This is a genomic window from Nostoc sp. KVJ20 (genome assembly GCF_001712795.1).
Lineage (GTDB): Bacteria > Cyanobacteriota > Cyanobacteriia > Cyanobacteriales > Nostocaceae > Nostoc.
In genome coordinates, this window is record NZ_KV757651.1 from 1 (window position 1) to 21,488 (window position 21,488).

Below are 21,488 nucleotides of genomic sequence, written 5' to 3' on the forward strand. Positions count from 1 at the left end.
GATTTACAATCCCTGGCGGACATGCGGTTTCGCGTTAAGTTGACACCAATGGTAGGGAACCCACGCCAACCAGGCGTGGGATTGAAAATTTGGACGCATTATGCCTCATTGCAAGCAATAAGAGCAAAAATCTTTTCCTAACAGTGGGCAATGACCCACAACTAAAGTTTTTAATGTTTTTCTATCCCTACTCCCTACTCCCTGTTTTGTAAAGCAAAGTGCTAGGTGCTGACTACAAACCCTCAAAACTAGCTTGACATCCGAAAATTAAAAACCAGATTTCTGATCTCTGCTGAGTCGGAAACCTGGTTTTTTAACAATTCTGAATTCTGAATTCTGAATCCTGAATTCTGAATCCTGAATTCTGAATTCTGATTTAATACTCAATTCCCGGTTGCGCTTTCACACCTTGATCGCGGAATGGGTGCTTAACTAGAGTCATTTCGGTTACTAAGTCAGCACGCTCAATTAAAGCAGCCGGTGCGCCTCTACCTGTGAGAATAACGTGTTTATTAGCTGGTTTTTGCGCCAAACCTGCTAAAACGTCTTCTACTGGTAAGTAAGCCATTTTGAGAGCGATATTGATTTCGTCTAACAAGACTAGATGAAAATCTGGGTTGCGGATGTATTCTAATGATTTCTCCCATGCGGCGCTAGCTTTGTCAAGATCGCGATCGCGGTCTTGAGTTTCCCAGGTAAAGCCTTCGCCCATTGCGTGAAATTCTATCTGGTCTTCCCAATAGCTAAAAACCCTTTTTTCGGAAGGTTCCCAGCTACCTTTGATAAATTGGATGATCGCTACTTTATACCCATGACCGAGCGATCGCAACACCATCCCCAAAGCCGCAGTAGTTTTACCCTTCCCGTTACCAGTATTTACAATAATTAACCCTTTTTCTGGTACCGCGGCTGCTATGCGCTTGTCTTGCACTTCTTTGCGTCGCTGCATCTTTTTGCGGTACTGTTCATCAGTTAGAGATGAAGACATTACCTCATCAATCAAGCGCCCAATCTCTTGGTCTTGGTTCAATTCTGGTGGTGTATCGTTTTTCATCAAGCTAGTATGCAAATAACTGTTAAAAGTGTTGAAAAGGAAGCAAAATTATGTTTATAATTTTATTTTAGCTAAATCACATAATTTGGATATCTCCACTAATATTTTATAGAAAAATATTGATCATGTCTTAGTCTTTTTAAGATGATTTGCATATAAGTATGTAAATCTATATAATATACAAACTGAAGTTATAATTTGAGTTTAATATTACTGTTTTAAATAATTTAATATGTTCATTAAAGCACTTTACCAAGAAAACTTTCTTATTCTCTCTTTTGATACAGTCATCAGTTAACTATAGGACTCATATTTGATTTGCGGTAAGAATTCAGGAGTCAGGATTCAGAATTCAGAATAGTTAAAAAATAGGAGAAAATTTGATACATAAATGTACTAATCATGCTGTACTCCTTTTAAATTCTGACTTCTGACTTCTAGGTGCTGAATTATTACGATTTTTGAAAAAAACTCAGTACACTTTTATTCCTTGTTCCTTGTTCCCTCCCTACGCAAATAATTTCAGGAATCAAAGCGGATTCCTATATCTGATATCGGGAGTTATAGATTTATTGATGCTTTGGTATGAAATTATCACCCAAACTTTATCGAAGAAGGCAGGAGGCAGAGGGCAGGAGGAAAACTGCCCGACGCTCCAATATGAGCTACCGCTGCGCTATCTGTAACAGCCCGCGACCATAGGGAGCAAGGGTTTAAGACAAGAACTCCAAATTTTCAATTTGGTGGCTCTTTTTCAGGAGGGGTTTGAATCCTATAAGTGAAAAAACCTCCTGCCTCCTGCCTCCTTCAATATCTCCCTCATTCTTCGTCTTCATCCAATTCATCATCCTCACTCCAATACTGTTGAGGTGCATTTCCGTGAACTTCTAAAATCTTCGGTTTTTTGATTTTGTTATCAGGTGGATTAATTGCTTCTAACTGCACATCAAATTTCCAATTGTCACCAAAATCATAAAGATAGGTCATTTTACCACCTGGTTCGAGAGACACATCACCAATTTGCACTTGGTCTGCAAATGGGGGTGTTTCCATATAGGCATGACCAACTTTTATTATGCGGCCAAAACGGTCTTTATAACTAAACTCGTACAGGTGATCGTAGTCAAAGTCAAAAGCATCGAGAATTATCTCTGCTAGCCAGCTTAATGGTTTTTTTGCTGGGATAGCAATGCGTCGCCAAGCCTTAAAAAGGGATACTTTGAAAATATAAATCCCATCGGTGAAGCCTTGCTTGGGAACAAGTAAATTGTGTTTCCATTCTGGAAAAAAGGGTTGCAAATGTGACTGCAATTTTCCAAAATTCACATTTACATCATCCTGTAGTTCTCCTCGTATCCCCAATGGAAATAGTAATTGCAACAGAGCATCTCCAAAGGGCAAGCGTTGTAAACTAGTTATGCGCCATCCCTTGCCTTCTTGTGGTTTCCCATGTTTGATAGATAAAAATCCAAATAACTCTAACAGGGCAACATTATGCAAACCTGGGTAATAACTAATATTGTTTTGATCTTCATATTTAGAAAATTTTAAACCTTTATCTGAGACACGAGGCCAAAGTTGAATACATCTAAATAAATTCCCTAATGAATCTTGATGTTCACCCAAAACTTCGTTATTTCCCCAAATCAACCAGGCTTCTAATAAGTTGAAATAGCGTTCTGTTGGATTGAGGCTTGACCAGGATTGTAAAGTTGCTGCGTCTAAAACTAAAAACTGCTTCTTCCCTTGGGATCTAATTTGGGCTATTCCAGAACTGCGTAATAACAGATATAGTCCATTAATGTATGGGTATGATTTCTGTACGGGGCGTTTGAGTTTAATTTCAATTGGGTGACTTAACCGAGAATTAACTTCTGATAGGACTTTTAGCGGTAGAAGGTTATTAACACTACTAACTTCTACTCCATTTGGTTGTAAGAAATCTATCAGAATTTGAAAGTCATGCAGAATTGTACCGGGTTTATTTTCATCAATACTGAGTTTTTGTAGGAGTTGTTGTTGTGACTCTGTTATAGAAGGCAGTTCAGGATTGAGTGTGCGTTCTAGTCGCGCAAATAAATCTTCCATAAATAAAAATTCTAAATTCTAAATTCACAACTTAACCTTCTGTGTAACCTGTTTTCTTTATACTATGACTACAGAAGTTCACCTGATAAATATTGACATACCAAGTGTCACAACAGGACTATTAATACCGTAAGTTTAATGAAATGTGAATGATAATATTTTCACCTTCTACTTGACAATCCCAGGAATTTGATATGAATAGTAACACTCGCCTACAGATCATTTTAGCTGATACACGTATTAATACAGTATTACCTGCGATCGCTCAACTAAATCTACCGAACTGGTGGTTAGCCGGTGGTGCAGTCCGAAACACCGTTTGGTCTTCAATTTTTGGCAATGACTGTGGGTTAGGGATTAAAGATTTTGATATTGCATTCTTTGATATAGAGGGAAACCGTTCGCAAGAACTAGCAGCAAAGGCGAATCTCACAGAACAATTTCCTCATGACGAGTTTGATGTCAAAAATCAAGCTAGTTTTGCTCGTTGGCGTCTTGGTAGCAGACCCTACACTAGTACAGAGGATGGCATCACAGATTGGCTGCACACCGCCACTGCTGTGGGAGTTCGACTAGATACCCAAGGTCAATGGCAATTTTTCACACCCTACGGATTAGATGACCTATTTGGTGGCATTATTCGACCTACGCCAACGCATACTCATAACTTAGATGCCCACAATAAGGCCTCTGGATTTTTGCAAAAGTGTCCTTATCTGCGGTTGGCGTAAAAGTTACAGTCGGGTTGTAGCCACTAGTTTTCGTCACAAGGAAATAATCGCTTTTTAATTTATAACCCTTGGATACAGAAGCGCAATGTTAATAATTTTCTACGTATTGGGAATATTAAACTAGAACCCCAAACGGGGTTGATGCTAGTTTTGTAACTTTATAGTCGAAAATCAATGCCAAATCGTACTGGATACCAAATCAACTCGACTCTCCACGAAGGAATCCAAACAATTATTTATCAAGCACAAACGCCAAAGACGCAACAGCGAGTTATCATCAAGCTGCTTAAAAATGAATATCCGACTCTCGAAGCCTTTACTCGCCTTAAAAATGAGTATCAAATTCAGCAAGGTTTAGACCATCCCAATATAGTTAAAGCTATTAGTCTAGAAACCTTTCAAAATCGTGTAGGACTGTTGTTGGAAGACTTTGGAGGTCAGTCTTTAGCGCAATTTTTACAAACAAAAAAACTTGACTTGATTAACCATTTAAACATTGCTATTCAACTGACTAAAGCTTTAGATTATTTACATAAAAATCAGATTATTCATAAAGATATTAAACCTAATAACATCATAATTAACTCCCAGACAGATATTGTTAAACTCACTGACTTTGGTATAGCCTCCCGTCTTAATAAGGAAAATCCCCAATTTAATAACCCTAACTGCGTTGAAGGCACACTTGCCTATATGTCTCCTGAACAAACTGGGAGAATGAATCGCATTCTTGATTATCGTACTGACTTTTATTCCCTTGGTGTGACTTTATATGAAATGTTAACTGATAAAACACCATTTTTTAGCCAAGACCCCCTAGAAGTAGTTTATAGTCACATTGCAGTTCAAGCGATAAACCCGCAATCATTAAATTCACAAATTCCTACCGCCGTCTCTGAAATTGTGATGAAGCTGATGGCAAAAAATGCGGAAGATAGATATCAAAGTGCTACAGGATTATTAGCAGATTTAGAATCATGTCTCAACCAGTTAGAAAGCAAGGGAATAATTACTGATTTTGTTCCAGGGCGTTTAGATATCTTGAGTCAGTTATTAATCCCTCAAAAATTATATGGTCGTGAAGAACAAGTTATTGAACTGTTAGCTGCATTTGAGCGCGTTACATCTGGGACTAGTGAAATGATGCTAGTTTCTGGTTATTCTGGTATTGGCAAATCAGTTCTAGTGAATGAAGTTAATAAACCCATTACTCGCAGACAAGGGTACTTTATTTCTGGTAAATTTGACCAATTAAAGCGAAATATACCTTATGCTTCTTTAATTCAAGCTTTTGCTTATTTGATGCGGTATTTGCTGACAGAAAATAATGAGCAGATAGAAATATGGCGGAATAAAATACTATCAGCTTTAGGAACAAATGGAAAAGTTATTACTGACGTAATTCCAGAAGTAGAATTAATCATTGGTACACAGCCGGAGGTTGCCGAAATTGGGGCAACAGAATCACAAAATCGCTTCAATCATGTTTTTAAAGAATTTATCCAAGTTTTTACCCAAAAAGAACACCCCTTAGTCATATTTTTAGATGATTTACAATGGGCAGATTCAGCCACATTAAATTTAATCCAACTGCTCATAACTGATGCCGATAGCAAATATTTTCTATTTATCGGAGCATATAGAGATAATGAAGTTAATTCGGCACATCCTTTAATTCAAAAAATAGAAGAAATTAAAGATAGTGGCACGGTAGTTAATAATATTATCTTACAACCTTTAAATTTAGAAAATGTAACTAAGCTAGTTGCCGAAACACTCCAAGAAGGAGAACCTAAACAGGATGATGGCATTAGAGTATTTAACAATAAAATTATTCAATTAGCCGAACTGATTTATAATAAGACAGGTGGAAACCCATTTTTTATAACACAACTAATTCAGGCACTTTATCAAGAAAAATTACTAAAATTTGACTTTGCTAATGCTAGATGGCAATGGAGTCTAGAGGATATACAAGCAATTGGAATTACTGATAAAAATGTAGTTGAGTTAGTTGCCAGTAGAGTTGAAAAACTACCAAGTTTCACCCAAGATGTTTTAAAATTAGCAGCTTGTGTGGGTGACAGATTTAGTCTGGATGTTTTATCGATAGTCAATGAAAAATCACCTTCTTTGACAGCTAATGATTTACACTCTGCTTTGCAAGCGGGATTAATTCTACCTTTAAGTGAAGCTTACCGTATTCCTTTAGTTTTTAATCAAGAAGAAGCAGTTAATTTAAATCTCGACACTTCACGGGTAGGTTATAAGTTCTTACATGACAGAGTACAGCAAGCAGCATATTCATTGATTCCAGAAGAACTCAAAAAATCTACTCACCTGAAAATTGGGCAATTGCTTCTCCAAAATACACCTAAAGAGGAAATAGAAGCTAATATTTTTGATATCGTCAATCAGTTGAATGTAGGTATTCTTAACCTGATAGAGCAATCTGAAAAAACTGAATTGGCACGATTAAATTTAATTGCAGGACGAAAAGCTAAAGCTTCTACAGCTTACGAAGCGGCTCTGAAATACTTCACAAATGGGATAAAACTTTTAAATATAGATGCTTGGGAAACTGAATATACCTTAACTATTGGTTTATATGAAGGAGCCGCAGAGGTAGCTTATCTTGGCGGTGATTTTGAGCAGATGCAACAATGGGCTGAGGTGGTGCAGCAACAAGCCAAAGTCCTTCTAGATAAAGTGAAAGTCTATGAAGTACAGATTATCGCTTCTATCATTCAAAGCAAACAACTGAAAGCCATTCAGATAGCTGTATCAATTCTGCAATTGTTAGGAACAAGTTTTCCAGACGAACCCACATCAACTGATATTCAGCAGGGGATGGATGAAATCGCGGCTTCTTTGAAAGGTAAAGCCATTGCAGATTTAATTAACTTACCATTAATGACTGATCCTAACAAGATTGCAGCTATGAGAATCTTAATGGGAGTTCTCCCGGCGGCTTTTCAAACTGCTCCTGCAATGATGCCAATTATTGTCTGTAAAATGGTCAATTTGTCCTTAAGATATGGAAATACGGCTGTATCTGCTTATGGTTATAGTCTTTATGGATTACTTCTTTGTGGAGTTCAAGGAGAAATTGATTCTGGCTATGAATTTGGTAAATTAGCTTCACGTTTGGTATCACAATTTAATGCTGAAGAACTCAAGGCGAAAATTCTGACGGTTGTTAGCGCTCATGTTATGCATTGGAAAGAGCATGTTAGGGAGACATTAACATCATCAATGGCAGGATATTCTAGTGGTCTGGAAACTGGAGATTTAGAATATGCTGGCTATTGTGGTTACATTTATCCCTATCATTCATTTTGGCTGGGTAAGGAACTTTGGCTTCTAGAAAAAGAACTGATAGCTTATTGTGATTCGCTGAAAAAAATCAAGCAACAAGTCGCTTTTACTTGGAACTCAGTATATTTGCAAACAGTTCTGAACTTGAAAGGAAATTTTGAAAATGTGGACTGTTTAATTGGAGAAGCCTACGACGAGCAAAGTATGCTACCAATTCATCAGCAAGTAAATGATCTTTACACAATTAACCACTTATTCGTTAATAAACTAATGCTCTCTTACATATTTGGGGAGTATTTTAAAGCTGTAGAAAATGCTGCGATCGCAGAAAATTCTTTAGGTGGTGTTACAGGGTTATTTGTTGTTCCAATCTTTTATTTTTACGATTCTTTAGCCCACTTGGCAATATATCATACTGCTAAAGAGTCTGAGAAGCAAGCTATTCTAGAAAAAGTCCGAGCTAATCAGCAAAAGATGGAACTCTGGGCTACTCATGCTCCCACGAATCACTTACACAGATTTTACCTCGTGGAGGCAGAACGGTATCAGATTTTAGGGCAAACGCTTGAAGCAATGGACTACTATGAACACTCTATTGCAAAATCTCAAGAAAACGGTTTTCTCCAAGAAGAAGCTTTAGCTTATGAGTTAGCTGGAAAATTTTATCAATCTCTTGGTAAAGAGTTAATTCATCAAACTTATATAACTAAATCCTATTATGCCTATATTCGCTGGGGTGCGATCGCTAAAGTTAAACACTTAGAATCAAAATATACTTTTCTATTAGGACAAACTACTCCTATAGAAAACAGTACTTCAAAAATAGATACAATTCATCTTACCACTAGCACGACTACCAATAGCAGCTTGAGTGATTTTTTAGATTTTAATGCATTCATCAAGTTTTCCCAAGCGATTACTAATGAAATTGTTTTAGAAAATTTATTAGGCAAGTTGATCAAAATTTTACTAGAAAATGCTGCCGCCCAAAAAGCAGTACTACTCCTAATTAAAGATAATAATTTGTATATCGAAGCTTCTGGAAATGCTGCTGAAAATGCAGTGACAGTTTTACGCTCTATTCCTGTTGAAACCTATCAGGATTTACCGCTCTCTGTCATTAATTATGTTTTCCGAACTCAGCAATATCTTGTATTAAATGATGCTATCCTTGCAGAACCTTTTAACCTTGATATCTATATTCAGAAATTTCAAACAAAATCAATCTTTTGTTTGCCAATTATGTACCAATCACAGCTTACTGGGATTATTTATTTAGAAAACCAGTTATCATCAGGAGCTTTTGTTCCAGAAAGGGTAGAAGTATTAAAAGTCTTAGTTTCTCAAATGGCTATTGCCATAGAAAATGCCAGCTTATACACGAGAGCACAAGAAAAATCTAGGGAATTAGAACAGTCAATAAAAGATTTACAAGAGGCGCAACTACAAATTATCCAAAGTGAAAAAATGTCTTCTCTGGGAAATTTAGTTGCAGGTGTTGCACACGAAATAAACAACCCCATTGCTTTTATTACAGGTAGTATTGCCCAAGCAAAAGATATTGTTAAAGATTTAATCGACTATCTGCAACTATACCGAGAAAAATTCCCAAATCCTGGTGTAGAAATTGAAGAAAAAGCTGAAGAAATAGATATAGATTTTCTACTAAAAGATTTACCAAAAATGATTGATGGTATGACAGTAGGGACACAGCGCATTCGGAATATTAGTACATCTCTCCGTACTTTTTCTCGTGCCGATACTACATATAAAGTATTAGCCAATATCCATGAAGGTATAGATAGTACTTTAATGATTTTACAGCATCGTCTAAAAGCTGATCATAATCGTCCCGCCATTCAAATCATTAAAAACTATGCATATATTCCATCAGTAAAATGCTACTTAGGACAATTGAATCAGGTGTTTATGAATATTCTTGCTAATGCAATTGATGCTTTAGAAGAAGCAAATATAGGTCGTAGCTTTTTAGAAATCCAAGAAACACATCCTAATATTATCACTATAGAAACTTATCTACAAGTAGACAATGAAAACGTAGTAATTAATATTAAAGATAATGCCAAAGGCATGACAGAAGAAGTGAAAAACTCTATTTTTGAGAATTTATTTACTACCAAATCTGTAGGAAAAGGTACGGGATTAGGATTATCTATTAGTCGGCAAATTATAGTAGAAAATCATGCTGGAAGTTTGACTTGTAAATCTGTCTTAGGAGAAGGAACACAATTTATAATTTCTATTCCCATTTTAGGAGAATAGGTAACTTCTGATAGTTGTAGCCGCAGAACCCCGATTTTTTTAAGATTTCGGGGAACTTATCAAGAATTATTTAGGATTGATATAGTGATTATATTTGATTTTTAGTCCTTGGTAAAATCAAATTTATCTGGCGATTCATAAAACTATGTAAGTAGTAAGTCTATTACTTAATCAAATCAACACAAACTTAGTTATAATTAACACTTAAAATTGGTCAAACACCTGCTATAACTAGTTGTATACATCAAATCGTGTCCTAGTTTTATCATTTACTATAAAACAGATTTTCTGGCTTACACAAAATGTAATTGCTAGCAAAGTATGCAAATATTTTAGCCGTTTTCAATGAGCTAAAAATATTAGCCAAAGTTTTAGTTTATGGTAAAGTGCAAGATGCGGAAATAGTAAAAATTAAGGTGGATATACTGTGGAAAAAAGAAGAGACAATGGGCGAATAGTTACAAATGCTATCTCGTTTCTTTTAAATCGAATAACTCTGGTTGTGATTGCAGTTGCTCTTGTGCTGTTTATTGGAGGTAGGTTTGAAATAGCAAGCGCAAATCAACCTAACGCAGAATTAGAAATTCAAAAATTAACATCCTGTTACGCCCTGGGAACTGACGCTATTGGTAGAGGAAATCTACTAGAAGGAAAAAATATTTATCGGGATTGTTTTACTCAAGATTCAGTCCTCACTGCTATTTTTCCTGATGGCGCAAGTGAAACACGTTATGGAACAGATTCTTGGGCAGATTTTGTCTATTCAGTATTTCAAGGAAATGGATATCAAGCTACCCAACACTTAATAGGTACGATAAACATTTCAATTGAGAATAATAAAGCAACAGCTACCTCTTATCTCCATGCGACTCATAAACGTTCAGAAACCAGCATTGATGTCGCTAATGGCACTTATGAAGATAAACTCATCAAAACAAATGGGCGTTGGAAAATTCGTAATCGTACTCTCAAACTTATCGATTTCTTGAATCTCAGTTCCCCAACTACTGCTTCCTCAAGCACTAATGCCCGAAGCACTAATTCTTCTGCTACCTTTGTAAGACCAAATATACCTCGTTTAAAAGAATAATTCTTCAGACCAGAATGGTATTAATACGGGTTGGATAAGTCTTCTTTACCTCCTTAATAACAGAGAAAAAGGGTTGAATTTAAATATTCACCCCTTTTTTCTTTGCCACTTGATTGAAACATAGTGCAAGGTAAAATTCAGTTTGATTTCAATAATTGGAAGCTTTCACAAATTTTTGCAGTTAGCCTTGATTCTGTTTAATGTATGAATAGAGAAGTTCGCGATCGCTCTGCGGATTTACAATTAAGCATGGACTATTCCCGTGAATTCCATTACTTACAAGAACAACAGTAATACCCATCCGGGGACAAACCCCTAAACAACTGGTGCTAACGACCCGAAATTCCCCCCATAAGCCCTCAAATTTCAAACGAGATTTCAACCAATTCTCTAAGTCTTCCGAAGCAGTTGAGCCTGATTGCTCGTTGGCACATTGTGAACACACAAGTACCAAACCAGACTCCCATCTAGGAGAAACAGTTGGAATGGAAGTTTCTAATGGGCGAGAATTTATTACAGGCGATGGTTGCTGAGAATTAGATGAAAACTCCTTGAGGATACGTCGGAGTAATGCTTTAATACGCTGGATCAATTTCTTCATGGATGACCCCACCTATTTCTCTGACAGGATAGTGTAAATTTCCTGTTTAGTCTGTTCTAGTAGATCGTCCAAGAAATGCTAGTTTATGCCAAGCAGACATGATATTACTATCTTTAATTGCAACTCAGTATTACAATCTAGGGGTTCCCACTCGCTGGGGAAACTATATGGAATCAAAACATGACTAAGCTGATTGAATACGAAGAAGCCAGCGACGAAGTGCGTGCAGTGTATGACGACATCCGGGTTACACGTCAAAATGACTACATCAATAACTTCTGGAAAGCCATAGCCAACCATCCCCCCACTTTACAACGAACGTGGCAAACGCTAAAGGAAGTGATGGCCAGCCCTGGTGAGATTGATCCATTGATGCGCGAACTGATTTATATCGCCGTGAGTGCGACCAATGGGTGTGAGTACTGTATCGCCTCCCACACAGCGGCGGCGCGTGCCAAGGGTATGAATGATACTATGTTTGGGGAACTAATGGCGATCGCAGCCACAGCCAACATGACCAATCGCCTCGCCAACGGCTATCAGATTCCGGTAGACGAGAAATTCAAGACTTAGAAGTATCGCCTCGTCTATACCCTGCTTAAAAATAAGGTTTAGCAGAATTATTTACTATGCCCAAGGTTCAGATTAACGGGATTGATTTGTTCTACGACATTAAGGGAACGGGTGAGCCTTTGCTATTAATAGCTGGCTTTCTTTGCGATCATGCTTATTGGTCGCTGATTATGCCATCGCTGGTTTCGCAATATCAAGTCATTCGCTTGGATAACCGAGGTATGGGGAGAAGTTCTGCTCCCGAAAGTCCCTATGGTCTAAAACAGATGGCTGGTGACGTTGCAGGATTGCTCGATCACATCGGGATTAATCAGGTGCATCTAGCTGGTCATTCAATGGGTAGTCAGATAGCCCAAGAACTAGTGTTAGCACACCCTGAAAAGGTAAAAAGTCTGACACTACTTTCATCTTTGGCAAAAGGTGATGCATTATTCAATAGCATCATCGAGACTTGGGGCGAACTTCCTAGTAATGTAGATTTAAAACTTTATGAAAAGGTTATATTGCCCTGGATATTTACAGATGCGTTTTACTCAATTCCTGACATGATTGAAGGTCTGATTGAATTTGCGATCAGATATCCTTTCCCACCAGCAACTCATTCACTTTATCATCACAGTCAAGCCATCCTTAGTAGTGACACATTACACCGCCTCCAACAAATTCATTGTCCTACCTTAGTTATGGTTGGAAAACAAGATATTCTCACCCCGCTAAAGTTTTCCCAACAACTTGCTCAAGGTATTCCCAATGCTGAACTTGTGGTCATCGAACGTGGTGGTCACGGCTTCTTGATTGAGTCGCCGGATGCTGTAGTTTCAGCCATGCTCAACTTTCTGGGGAAGTTGAAGCTAGCTTATACCAATTCGGGATTTTAAAGTTGGATTCTAAATTCCTTGCCAAAACCCTGTTTGGAAAATCTCAAATAATCACAAATAATCCTGAGTACAGTTAGCGGTAGCGAAGCGTTGAGCCATTACTGAGTAGCGATCATCAGCCTGAAGATGGGTTGATAGAGATAATTTGCTTAAAAACAATAGTGCCAATTAAAACTTAGTATCTATCTCTTACCCAAGGGTAGAGGATATTATACATCATAAATTTCTGTTGTAATTAGTGCCGGGTAGAGCTAGCGTAAAGTGGACAATTTGACAATCTTTAATACTAAAACTACTTGGCGTATAGTCATAATCTGTCCGCACGCAAGAAGAACGCAAGACACTTAATATATGGTTCAGAATCTCGAAAGAACACGCCAGAGTGCAAGGTTTCCCGAAACAGCACCGGCTGCTAATCCCGTATTTTTTAGAACCTATAGCCGCCGTACAAAGGCCGGACTAAGGGAAACATGGGATGAGGTATGCGATCGCACTCTACAAGGCTTAGTCGAGTTGGGAAAGCTAACTCAAGAAGAAGCTGCCACACTGGATAAGATGCAGCGCAACTTGAAAGCTATGCCCAGTGGACGCTGGCTATGGGTTGGTGGTACAGACTGGATAACTAAGCCAAAGAACTTTTCCGGGGCTTATAATTGCACCTCTACCAATCTCCAAGACTGGAGTGCCTTCGGCTTAATGATGGATCTGGCAATGATGGGTTGTGGTACTGGAGCCGTCCTAGAACCACAATTTATTAACCAGTTGCCCCCCATTCGTAATCAATTGAATGTCACTGTAAAAGGTGAAATTGGCAGCACTCCTGTGCAACAGCGACGTGAATATACTGAAACTCATATAGAAGGAAATAACGTCACTATTCACGTTGGAGATAGCCGTGAAGGTTGGGTTGAATCATATCAAGCCTTATTAGAACTCTCTACTGATGAACAATTTTCAGCAGAAGTTGAAGTATTAGTTGATATCAGCGATGTCCGCAAAGCAGGAGAAACTCTCAACGGCTTTGGAGGCGTTGCTAATCCGGTGAAATTGCCCGGACTTTATCAGCGTTGTGCGTCTATTCTGAATAAAGCTTTAGGACGACAATTAAATTCAGTTGAATGCTGTCTATTAATCGATCAAGCTGCTGTAACAATTGTTGCAGGCAATATCCGAAGAAGCGCGGGGATGCGTCAGTTTGATTCTGGCGATGACTTAGCAGCCACCGCTAAAGATAACTTATGGCAACAAGATGAAAATGGCAACTGGCGAATCGATCCAGAGCGCGATGCACTCAGGATGGCAAATCATACCAGAGTTTTTCACCGCAAGCCAACCTTAGAAGAATGTCTTGATGCCGTCCGCAAACAATATTACAGCGGAGAGGGAGCGATTCAATGGGCTGGTGAAGCCGTAGCGCGATCGAACATTGATTTGCTGCCAACACAAGCTTTGAAAGTTGAGTTTTTACAAGCTTATGAACAAGGAACAGCAAAAGAGTGGTTAAAAGAACGCCATTCCAATCTTGATGCTAATGAGCTAGAACATCGTTTGCAGCGATATGCTTTAAATCCATGTGGTGAAATTATAGGTGCTAATTTCCACTGTGTAAGTGGTGATACTTTACTCATCACTAGAGATGGAATGCATAAAATCAAAGATGTTGTTGGAAGTGAAATTGAGATTTGGAATGGTCAAAAATGGAGCCAAGTAACACCTTTTAAAACTGGTAGCGAACGCAAGCTGTATCGAGTCAAATTTGCGGATGGTACTTACTTGGATGCAACTGAATATCATCGCTTCTTTATCAAAGATAGATTTGATAAAGAATACAAAGAAGTCCAAACCAAAGATTTGATGGATGTTAGTAGATATGCTATTCATACTGAGCCTTTTACTATTCAGCATGAAGGTGGGTTAAATATCGATCCAAGTTATGCCTATACTTTGGGGATAGCTGTAGGAGATGGAACTACAGACAAAAATGGTAATGCCAAAATTAGGCTCTACGAACAGAAAGCAGCTTTATCTGTAATCGGAAGTAAGTCTCCTGAAAGAAATTATGACTACTTACCGACTTTTAAAGATGTAACAGACTTAGGTTTTTCTGGAGAATTTTTAAAGAGTTTAAAAACAAATCCAGAGTCACTGAATGTAATTGCCAGTTGGAATCGCCAAGCAATTCTGCACTTTATCGCTGGTTTAGCGGATACAGATGGCACAAATACACATAGCAATGGCATTAGGATTTACATTTCTGATTACGAACGTGCGTATCGAGTGCAGTTATTACTAACTAAATGCGGTATCCGTTCTTCTTTAAATCTCTGCGCTCATAAAGGGTCAGTAACTAATTATGGTGTTCGCAGCCAAGATTTGTATTACTTGCAAATTACTGACTGTGGACAAATTCCTTGCCAGCGTTTGGATGTGAGCAAAGGGCGTGATGCCAAATACAAAGGTAAATGGCAAATAGTCAGAGGTGTAGAAGAATTACCAGGTTTACACGATACTTATTGCTTCAATGAACCAGAACATCACAAAGGAGTATTTGGTAATACCTTAACTGGGAACTGCAATTTGTCAGAGGTTCACCTTAATCAAATCGACCCACATAACTACAAAGAACAAGAGGAAGCTTTCACTGCTGGGGCACTATCTGTAGCAGCACTTTTAAATCACAAATTCCTGGAACCACGCTATCAATACAGCCGTGAATTAGACCCAATTGTAGGAGTTTCTTTTACAGGTTTATTTGATTTCTTTGTCCATGCTTTTGGTGTTGATTGGCTGCGCTGGTGGGAAGCAGGAAGACCTGCAACTCCCCAAGGATTAGCTTTCAAGCGTGAGGAAGAGAAATATCTCAGTTCTTGGAGAGATATTGTACATCGGGCGGTTTGGGATTATTGCGATCGCCACAATCTCAAGCGTCCAAATCGTTGCACCACAGTCCAACCCAGTGGTACTAAGGCTTTGTTAACTAATGCTAGTTCAGGATGGCATCCCCCGAAAGCCCAAAGATTCATTCGCCGAATCACTTTCGGTAAAAATGACCCAGTAGCCTTAGCTTGTATTGACTATGGTTACAACGTCATTCCCTCCCAATCAGACAAAGATGAACAAGGCAACTTGCTTAACGATCCCTTTGATCCACGGGTGAGTGAATGGCTAGTGGAAATCCCTGTTTCTGTAACTTGGGCTGATTTACCTGGGGCTGATGAAATTGATGTTTCTAAGTTTTCTGTCTTAGCCCAATTTGATTTTGTCCTTCAGGTTCAACGTTGGTACGTGACTCACAACACATCAGCAACTTTAGAACTTCGCTCCGATGAAATCGAACCCTTGGGACAGCGCATTTACGAAACCATCCAGAATGATGAGGGATATATTTCAGCGGCTCTTTTAGCCCGTTTTGACGATTTGCAATCATTCCCCCGTTTGCCCTTTGAACCAATAGACAAATCCACCTACGATCGCTTAACTCAAGAGGTGAAAGCGCGGCGTAAAACAGATGATTTCTGTGCAGTCCTAAGCCGCTATGATTTAGGCGAAATGTCAGAGGCCGGCCCTAGTGGTTGTGATTCTGATAAGTGTATGTTTCCCGATCAGCAACCAAGCTCATAAGGTGAAATGACTGGGGAGTGGGGAGTGGGGAGTGGGGAATAGGGAATGGGGAGTGGTGAGTGGGGAATAGGAAATGGGGAATGGGGACTGGCGAGATGAGGATGCAGGGGAGCAGGGAGCAGAGGGGAGGATCTTCTTCCTTGCCCAATGCCCAATGCCCAATGCCCAATGCCCAATGCCCAATGCCCAATCCCCAATGCCCAATCCCCAATCCCCAATCCCCAATCCCTTAACACGTTACGATCAATTAAGAAGTAATAATTTTTTACGGCAGTGCCAGGAGTCTTTTAATGTTCATTAATGAATTGTCACCTATATTCAGAGAATTTACTCAGCATCCAGTTTCATTTGTGGGTGGGTTCTTCTCTGGTGTACTTCGCCTCAACCTTGCAGACGATCCTGTTAAAAGCTGGCTGGATAAACAGATTCGCTCAAATAGTTACACCAGCAACACAACGGACGCGCATAACGGCAAAGCCACTGGCCCTCAGCAGATTTCGATTGACTAAAAACTCCCAGAATACATAGTTGAATTTACTACAAGACAGGAAGTCAGTGCTGCCGACGGCAGCGCTGACTCCTACTTTATATAGCCGTAGTCACACAGGTTAGGACAGCATTGATTTCTCAAAGCCTTGAAAAAACATGGTTTTTACTCAGCACAGGCTAAACGCCCCGCTATCCATGTACAGCACTCAGAACTTATTGCATTGTTTGGAAGTTTCTTAATCCTTGATTGGCACTCTGAGCATAAGTGCGCCCACAAAGTCAGATGTAGGGCCGGCAGGATAATTGATGTGGCAAAGCGCACACTCTGCCCTAAAGTTGCTGAGGGGGACTGAGCGTCGATAGTACCATTTTCTATCCACGCGCTGGACAGACGTGTATGCCTGTCCCGCCAGTGCCAGCGCGTTTGCCTGACGCTCGAAGTTGTCGCTAGGGCGATCGCTTTGCCGAAGTGGGCCAACAGTGCCGACTAGCCGCATATCCTTGTTCTGATCATTAAATATCAGCGAGATGGAATGCTTACCCTGCTCCACGTTATCCACTGTGGTTTCGTCGAACTCCTGCGTCAGCGCCGCGAACAACGTATTGAGCATGAGATCGCTCGTCTCTTGGGCAAACTCAATCTTCGGAGTTGGGGGCGGATAGTCAAAACCACGGGCAATTGACGTGAAACCGAATCCAATGACGAAAACCAGCACAAAAATTCCATAGCTGACTAGCTTTTTCAGACCCATTCTCTTATTCCTTTGGTTTTATATGGTTCCGTGACTTATACCAATCCTGTGTGAAGATACACATAATAAGACCCCGATGTAGTCTTCCCTTGATAACGGGGAACAGCGTAGCCGGGGGATAAATATATACAACTTCACAAAGAAACGATATCAGCAACTCCGCATGAAGAATTGAACCTTTACCGAAGAAAAGTAAAGAGCAGAAGGCAGAAGAGAAGAATTTATTTTCTATTTGCCAAAGAAGTATGTTCACGTAGCATTTCGTAGAATCTTATCATATTGATCAGGGAAAATACTAGTACAGGACTACGTAAATCTAAGTACTATCTCAATTAAGAAGACAAGTAGGGGCAATTCATGAATTTCCCCTACTTGAGCGATCGCGACATTAAATCCAATTCGCAATTCGCACTCTTGCTAACGCCCCGCTCCGCTAACGCAATTAAACTCAGACAGACACTCCGGGGTGGGGTTTTTACCTACCTTGAGATACAAGGATTTTTTCTCGTGCGAACGCTACCGCGAACACACCACTCAATACTGCTTGGGTAAAGCATTTTGAACTCGGAATTGGGTTTGGGGAAAAGGTTAAAGGGTAAAGGTTAAAGGTTTTTTCTTTCCCCTTTCCCCTTTTCCCCAAAACCCGACAAGTTTTGACACACCACTTGTGGGCAAAGTTTTAAACTAATATTCATTACCCAGTGGTACAGAATTCAATTCTGAATTCTGACTCCTGAGTTCTGAATTCTTCTTATAAAAAGATACTAATACCAGGTCTATAGGCATCAAAACATGGAATCCCTAACCTCTCGTATGCAAGCGGTACAGTCACCGATTATTCCTCTGGTTGGGGAAATGATTAAAAATTCTCCTGGAACAATCTCTCTGGGACAAGGTGTAGTTTCTTACAGCCCACCACCTGAAGCCAGAGAATTTTTGCCCAAATTTCTGGACGAGCCAACTAATAATCTATACAAATCAGTTGAGGGAATTCCCCAATTACTGACAGCACTTGCAGAAAAATTGCAAGCCTTCAACGGCATTGAAATCAATGGGGAAAACTCCATCGTCGTGACAGCAGGGAGCAATATGGGATTTATGAATGCCATTCTTGCTATTACTAACCCAGGCGATGAAATTATTTTGAATACTCCTTATTATTTCAACCACGAAATGGCGATCGCAATGGCTGGTTGTCGTCCGGTGTTAGTGGCGACAGATGAAAACTACCAACTGCGTCCAGATGCGATCGCAAAAGCAATCACTACCAAAACACGGGCTGTGGTAACAATTTCACCGAATAATCCGACTGGAGTTGTCTATTCTGAAGCAGCATTGCACCAAGTAAATCAAATTTGTGGCGATCGTAGTATTTACCACATCAGCGATGAAGCCTATGAATACTTTACCTATGACGGGGTAAAACACATTTCACCTGGTGCATTTGATAATAGTAGCGAGTACACCATTTCTCTCTATAGCCTTTCTAAAGCATACGGTTTTGCCAGTTGGCGTATTGGCTACATGGTGATTCCCAAACACTTACTTGTCGCCATCAAAAAAGTCCAGGATACAATTTTGATTTGTCCGCCAGTCATTTCTCAATATGCAGCTTTAGGGGCATTGCAGGCAAAAGAGGAGTATTTGCAGAGTAATATAGGAGCGCTTGCTCAAGTACGCCAACTAGTATTAGATTCCCTTAAGCCCCTACAAGGCTTATGTAGTATTACCCCCGCCAACGGCGCTTTCTATTTTTTCCTCAAAGTTCATACCCAAATGGATGCTTTTGAATTAGTTAAAAAACTGATCCAAGAACATAAAGTAGCAGTCATTCCAGGTACAACCTTTGGCATGGATGATGGATGCTATCTACGCGTTGCTTATGGGGCGCTGCAAAAAGAGACGGCAAAAGAAGGTATAGAAAGATTAGTGCAAGGTTTGGAAACTATAGTTAGGAATTAAAAGTCATTCAATTTTGGATTTTATACCAATTTGAAAAAAGAATGCGACAAATAGACCATTTGTAGAGACGCGATTCATCGCGTCTTTACCCAAAGATGTGTTGCAATCATTAATTGAATGGTATTAGATTTTTTCTTCAAAAATCCAAGTTGCGCTAGAAGCGCACCAAAATCTCAAATTGGCAGAGTTAGATGTTGATATGAAATTGATGAGTGCGTTAGGCTGTGTTAGCGTACCTCGTCTGTAATCTAAAATATAAAATTCCACAGATGCCAATTATTAATAAGTTAATTGAAATTGAAACCGAGCCAAAAATAAATATTCATAATATCACTCCACAAATCCAAGATTTTATTGCCTCAACATCAATTAAAAATGGACAAGCCTTAGTATTTTCTCGACACACAACAACAGCATTAACTATCAACGAAAATGAAGTCCGATTGTTAGAAGATATAAAAGTGTTCTTGCAAAAATTAGCACCTGAGTCAGACAGCTATTTGCATAATGATTTGCATTTAAGAGATGTCCCGGAAGATGAACCGATTAATGCCCACTCTCATTTAATGGCAATGATGCTGACCACTAGTGAGATAATTCCCATTGTGGATGGTAAATTAGCTTTGGGAACCTGGCAATCTGTGTTGTTTTTTGAGTTGGATGGCCCGCGCAAAAGAACAGTATTTATCCAAATTTCTGGTGAATAATGCAATTTCACCGCTAAAATCCTCCCAGAACAAACCAAATCTGAGAGAATTACGAACATGACCAACAATTGTATCAGTTGAATTTACTTACAACAATTAAAAACCCGAAAGAATGTTTTCAAGCATAACCTTCCTTTCCAGAAACCAGGACTTTCGTTGTGTCAAAAGCAGACGCAGTTATACCAATTTGGGATTTTAGATTTGGGATTTTAGATTAAACATCTTTACCAAAAGTCTGTTCCAGTAATGTCCAACATCCTATCTATCTCAATTTGGTATTAGTTATGAACAATAACGATAATTTTTTCTTGCGTAATACTTGGTACTATGCTTTGCCTAGCGATCAAATCAAACCAGGTATGATGATCAGCCGCATTTTCTTGGGAGAACCAGTGCTGCTAGTCCGCAGCCAGGATGGGAAAGTCTCTGCGATGCGGGACATTTGCCCCCATCGTGGTGTGCCCTTGAGTTGTGGTAGATTCGATGGGCAGGAAGTGGAATGCTGTTATCACGGTTGGCGCTTTAACCCGGTTGGAAGTTGCACTGCAATTCCATCTCTTGTAGAAGAACAGCAGATTGATTTGAGTCGCTTCAATGTACAGTCTTATGAAATTCGCGAAGTCCAAGGAAATATTTGGATATATATGACCGATCCAGATAACCCACAACCTCCTGCTTCTGAGATGGAAATTCCGGTAATTCCAGGGTTTGATGAGCGTTCGCCCCAATTCGTAGAGATTGTGAAATTCCCCTGTTTTGTGGATCATGCAGTGGTAGGTCTGATGGACCCTGCTCATTCACCTTATGTTCATCGCGCTTGGTGGTGGCGAAATGAGCAACTGCACGAGGAAGTGAAGCAATTTGATGCTTCGCCCTACGGCTTCACGATGCGACGACACCGATTACCAGAGAATGGGGGTCGATTATACTGGCTGATTGGCGGTGGTGTCCCGGAAACGGAGATTTCTTTTCGTTTACCTGGCGTCAGAATAGAAGAAACCACCATTGGTAAGCATCGAGTCGTTAATTTAACAGCAGTTACACCCATTTCAGATACGGAAACTGAGGTAACTTTTGCTCTTTACTGGACACTTCCTTGGGTGGGATTTTTCAAACCACTGATGCATATACTAGCGCGGACTTTCCTTGACCAAGACCGAACGGTTGTGGAAAAACAGCAGATCGGTCTGAAATATAATCCTGTACTACGGCTGATTAAGGACTCAGATATGCAAGCGCAGTGGTACTACCAGTTGAAGCGAGAGTATGCTCGCTCTGTCGCTGAAAAACGAGAATTTGTGAATCCTGTTAAGGGTCAGATACTCCGCTGGCGTGCTTAAA

At 39.5% G+C, this 21,488-nt stretch carries 15 protein-coding genes; 11 read left to right on the forward strand and 4 right to left on the reverse strand.

All coding sequences use genetic code 11. The features are described from left to right. Positions 1–376 precede the first annotated feature (376 nt). Positions 377–1,054, reverse strand: coding sequence for a cob(I)yrinic acid a,c-diamide adenosyltransferase (cobO, locus tag A4S05_RS22835; RefSeq protein WP_069072084.1), 678 nt, complete (start codon positions 1,052–1,054; stop codon positions 377–379). An 819-nt stretch (positions 1,055–1,873) separates the two neighbouring features. Beyond that, positions 1,874–3,142 (reverse strand): plasmid pRiA4b ORF-3 family protein, encoded by a 1,269-nt coding sequence (locus A4S05_RS22840; RefSeq protein WP_069072085.1) that lies wholly within the window; start codon positions 3,140–3,142, stop codon positions 1,874–1,876. Positions 3,143–3,336: 194 nt separating this feature from the next. On the opposite strand from A4S05_RS22840, the gene A4S05_RS22845 reads away from it, so the two are divergent. The 3 genes from A4S05_RS22845 (at position 3,337) to A4S05_RS22855 (ending at position 10,564) form a co-directional block, all read left to right on the forward strand. Beyond that, positions 3,337–3,873 (forward strand): nucleotidyltransferase family protein, encoded by a 537-nt coding sequence (locus tag A4S05_RS22845; protein ID WP_069072086.1) that lies wholly within the window; start codon positions 3,337–3,339, stop codon positions 3,871–3,873. 174 nt (positions 3,874–4,047) lie between these two features. Next, positions 4,048–9,474, forward strand: a complete 5,427-nt coding sequence (locus A4S05_RS22850) for a trifunctional serine/threonine-protein kinase/ATP-binding protein/sensor histidine kinase (protein ID WP_069072087.1) — start codon at positions 4,048–4,050, stop codon at positions 9,472–9,474. Positions 9,475–9,901: 427 nt separating this feature from the next. Then, the gene (locus A4S05_RS22855) at positions 9,902–10,564 is read left to right on the forward strand and encodes a nuclear transport factor 2 family protein (RefSeq protein WP_069072088.1); all 663 of its coding nucleotides are present in this window, start codon (positions 9,902–9,904) and stop codon (positions 10,562–10,564) included. A 181-nt stretch (positions 10,565–10,745) separates the two neighbouring features. Here A4S05_RS22855 and A4S05_RS22860 read toward each other — a convergent pair whose 3' ends face one another. Then, positions 10,746–11,165, reverse strand: a complete 420-nt coding sequence (locus A4S05_RS22860) for a (2Fe-2S) ferredoxin domain-containing protein (RefSeq protein ID WP_069072089.1) — start codon at positions 11,163–11,165, stop codon at positions 10,746–10,748. Between the two features lie 180 nt (positions 11,166–11,345). Between A4S05_RS22860 and A4S05_RS22865 the strand changes: the two genes are divergently transcribed. The 5 genes from A4S05_RS22865 (at position 11,346) to A4S05_RS22885 (ending at position 16,746) form a co-directional block, all read left to right on the forward strand. Next, positions 11,346–11,738, forward strand: coding sequence for a carboxymuconolactone decarboxylase family protein (locus tag A4S05_RS22865; RefSeq protein ID WP_069072090.1), 393 nt, complete (start codon positions 11,346–11,348; stop codon positions 11,736–11,738). A 56-nt stretch (positions 11,739–11,794) separates the two neighbouring features. Next, on the forward strand, positions 11,795–12,616 hold the full coding sequence (locus A4S05_RS22870) for an alpha/beta fold hydrolase (protein ID WP_069072091.1): 822 nt from the start codon (positions 11,795–11,797) through the stop codon (positions 12,614–12,616). A gap of 351 nt (positions 12,617–12,967) precedes the next feature. Next, positions 12,968–16,237: a ribonucleoside-triphosphate reductase, adenosylcobalamin-dependent gene (gene nrdJ / locus A4S05_RS22875; protein WP_069072092.1), complete on the forward strand. Its 3,270-nt coding sequence runs from the start codon at positions 12,968–12,970 to the stop codon at positions 16,235–16,237. 73 nt (positions 16,238–16,310) lie between these two features. Further along, on the forward strand, positions 16,311–16,538 hold the full coding sequence (locus A4S05_RS41890; protein ID WP_069072093.1) for a hypothetical protein: 228 nt from the start codon (positions 16,311–16,313) through the stop codon (positions 16,536–16,538). Continuing rightward, positions 16,528–16,746: a ssl0294 family protein gene (locus A4S05_RS22885; protein WP_069072094.1), complete on the forward strand. Its 219-nt coding sequence runs from the start codon at positions 16,528–16,530 to the stop codon at positions 16,744–16,746. Before A4S05_RS41890 ends, A4S05_RS22885 begins: the two co-directional genes overlap by 11 nt. 216 nt (positions 16,747–16,962) lie before the next feature. Here the strand turns inward: A4S05_RS22885 and A4S05_RS22890 are convergent, their stop codons facing one another. Next, positions 16,963–17,478, reverse strand: coding sequence for a hypothetical protein (locus A4S05_RS22890; RefSeq protein WP_069072095.1), 516 nt, complete (start codon positions 17,476–17,478; stop codon positions 16,963–16,965). 792 nt (positions 17,479–18,270) lie between these two features. Here A4S05_RS22890 and A4S05_RS22895 point away from each other — a divergent pair. From A4S05_RS22895 to A4S05_RS22905, 3 genes are all read left to right on the forward strand, one after another. Then, positions 18,271–19,440, forward strand: coding sequence for a pyridoxal phosphate-dependent aminotransferase (locus tag A4S05_RS22895; RefSeq protein ID WP_069072096.1), 1,170 nt, complete (start codon positions 18,271–18,273; stop codon positions 19,438–19,440). Positions 19,441–19,709: 269 nt separating this feature from the next. Further along, positions 19,710–20,147 carry a secondary thiamine-phosphate synthase enzyme YjbQ gene (locus A4S05_RS22900; RefSeq protein ID WP_069072097.1) on the forward strand — a complete coding sequence of 146 codons (438 nt, stop codon included), beginning with the start codon at positions 19,710–19,712 and terminating at the stop codon, positions 20,145–20,147. A 284-nt stretch (positions 20,148–20,431) separates the two neighbouring features. After that, the gene (locus tag A4S05_RS22905) at positions 20,432–21,487 is read left to right on the forward strand and encodes an aromatic ring-hydroxylating oxygenase subunit alpha (RefSeq protein WP_069072098.1); all 1,056 of its coding nucleotides are present in this window, start codon (positions 20,432–20,434) and stop codon (positions 21,485–21,487) included. The last annotated feature ends 1 nt before the right edge of the window (position 21,488 follow it).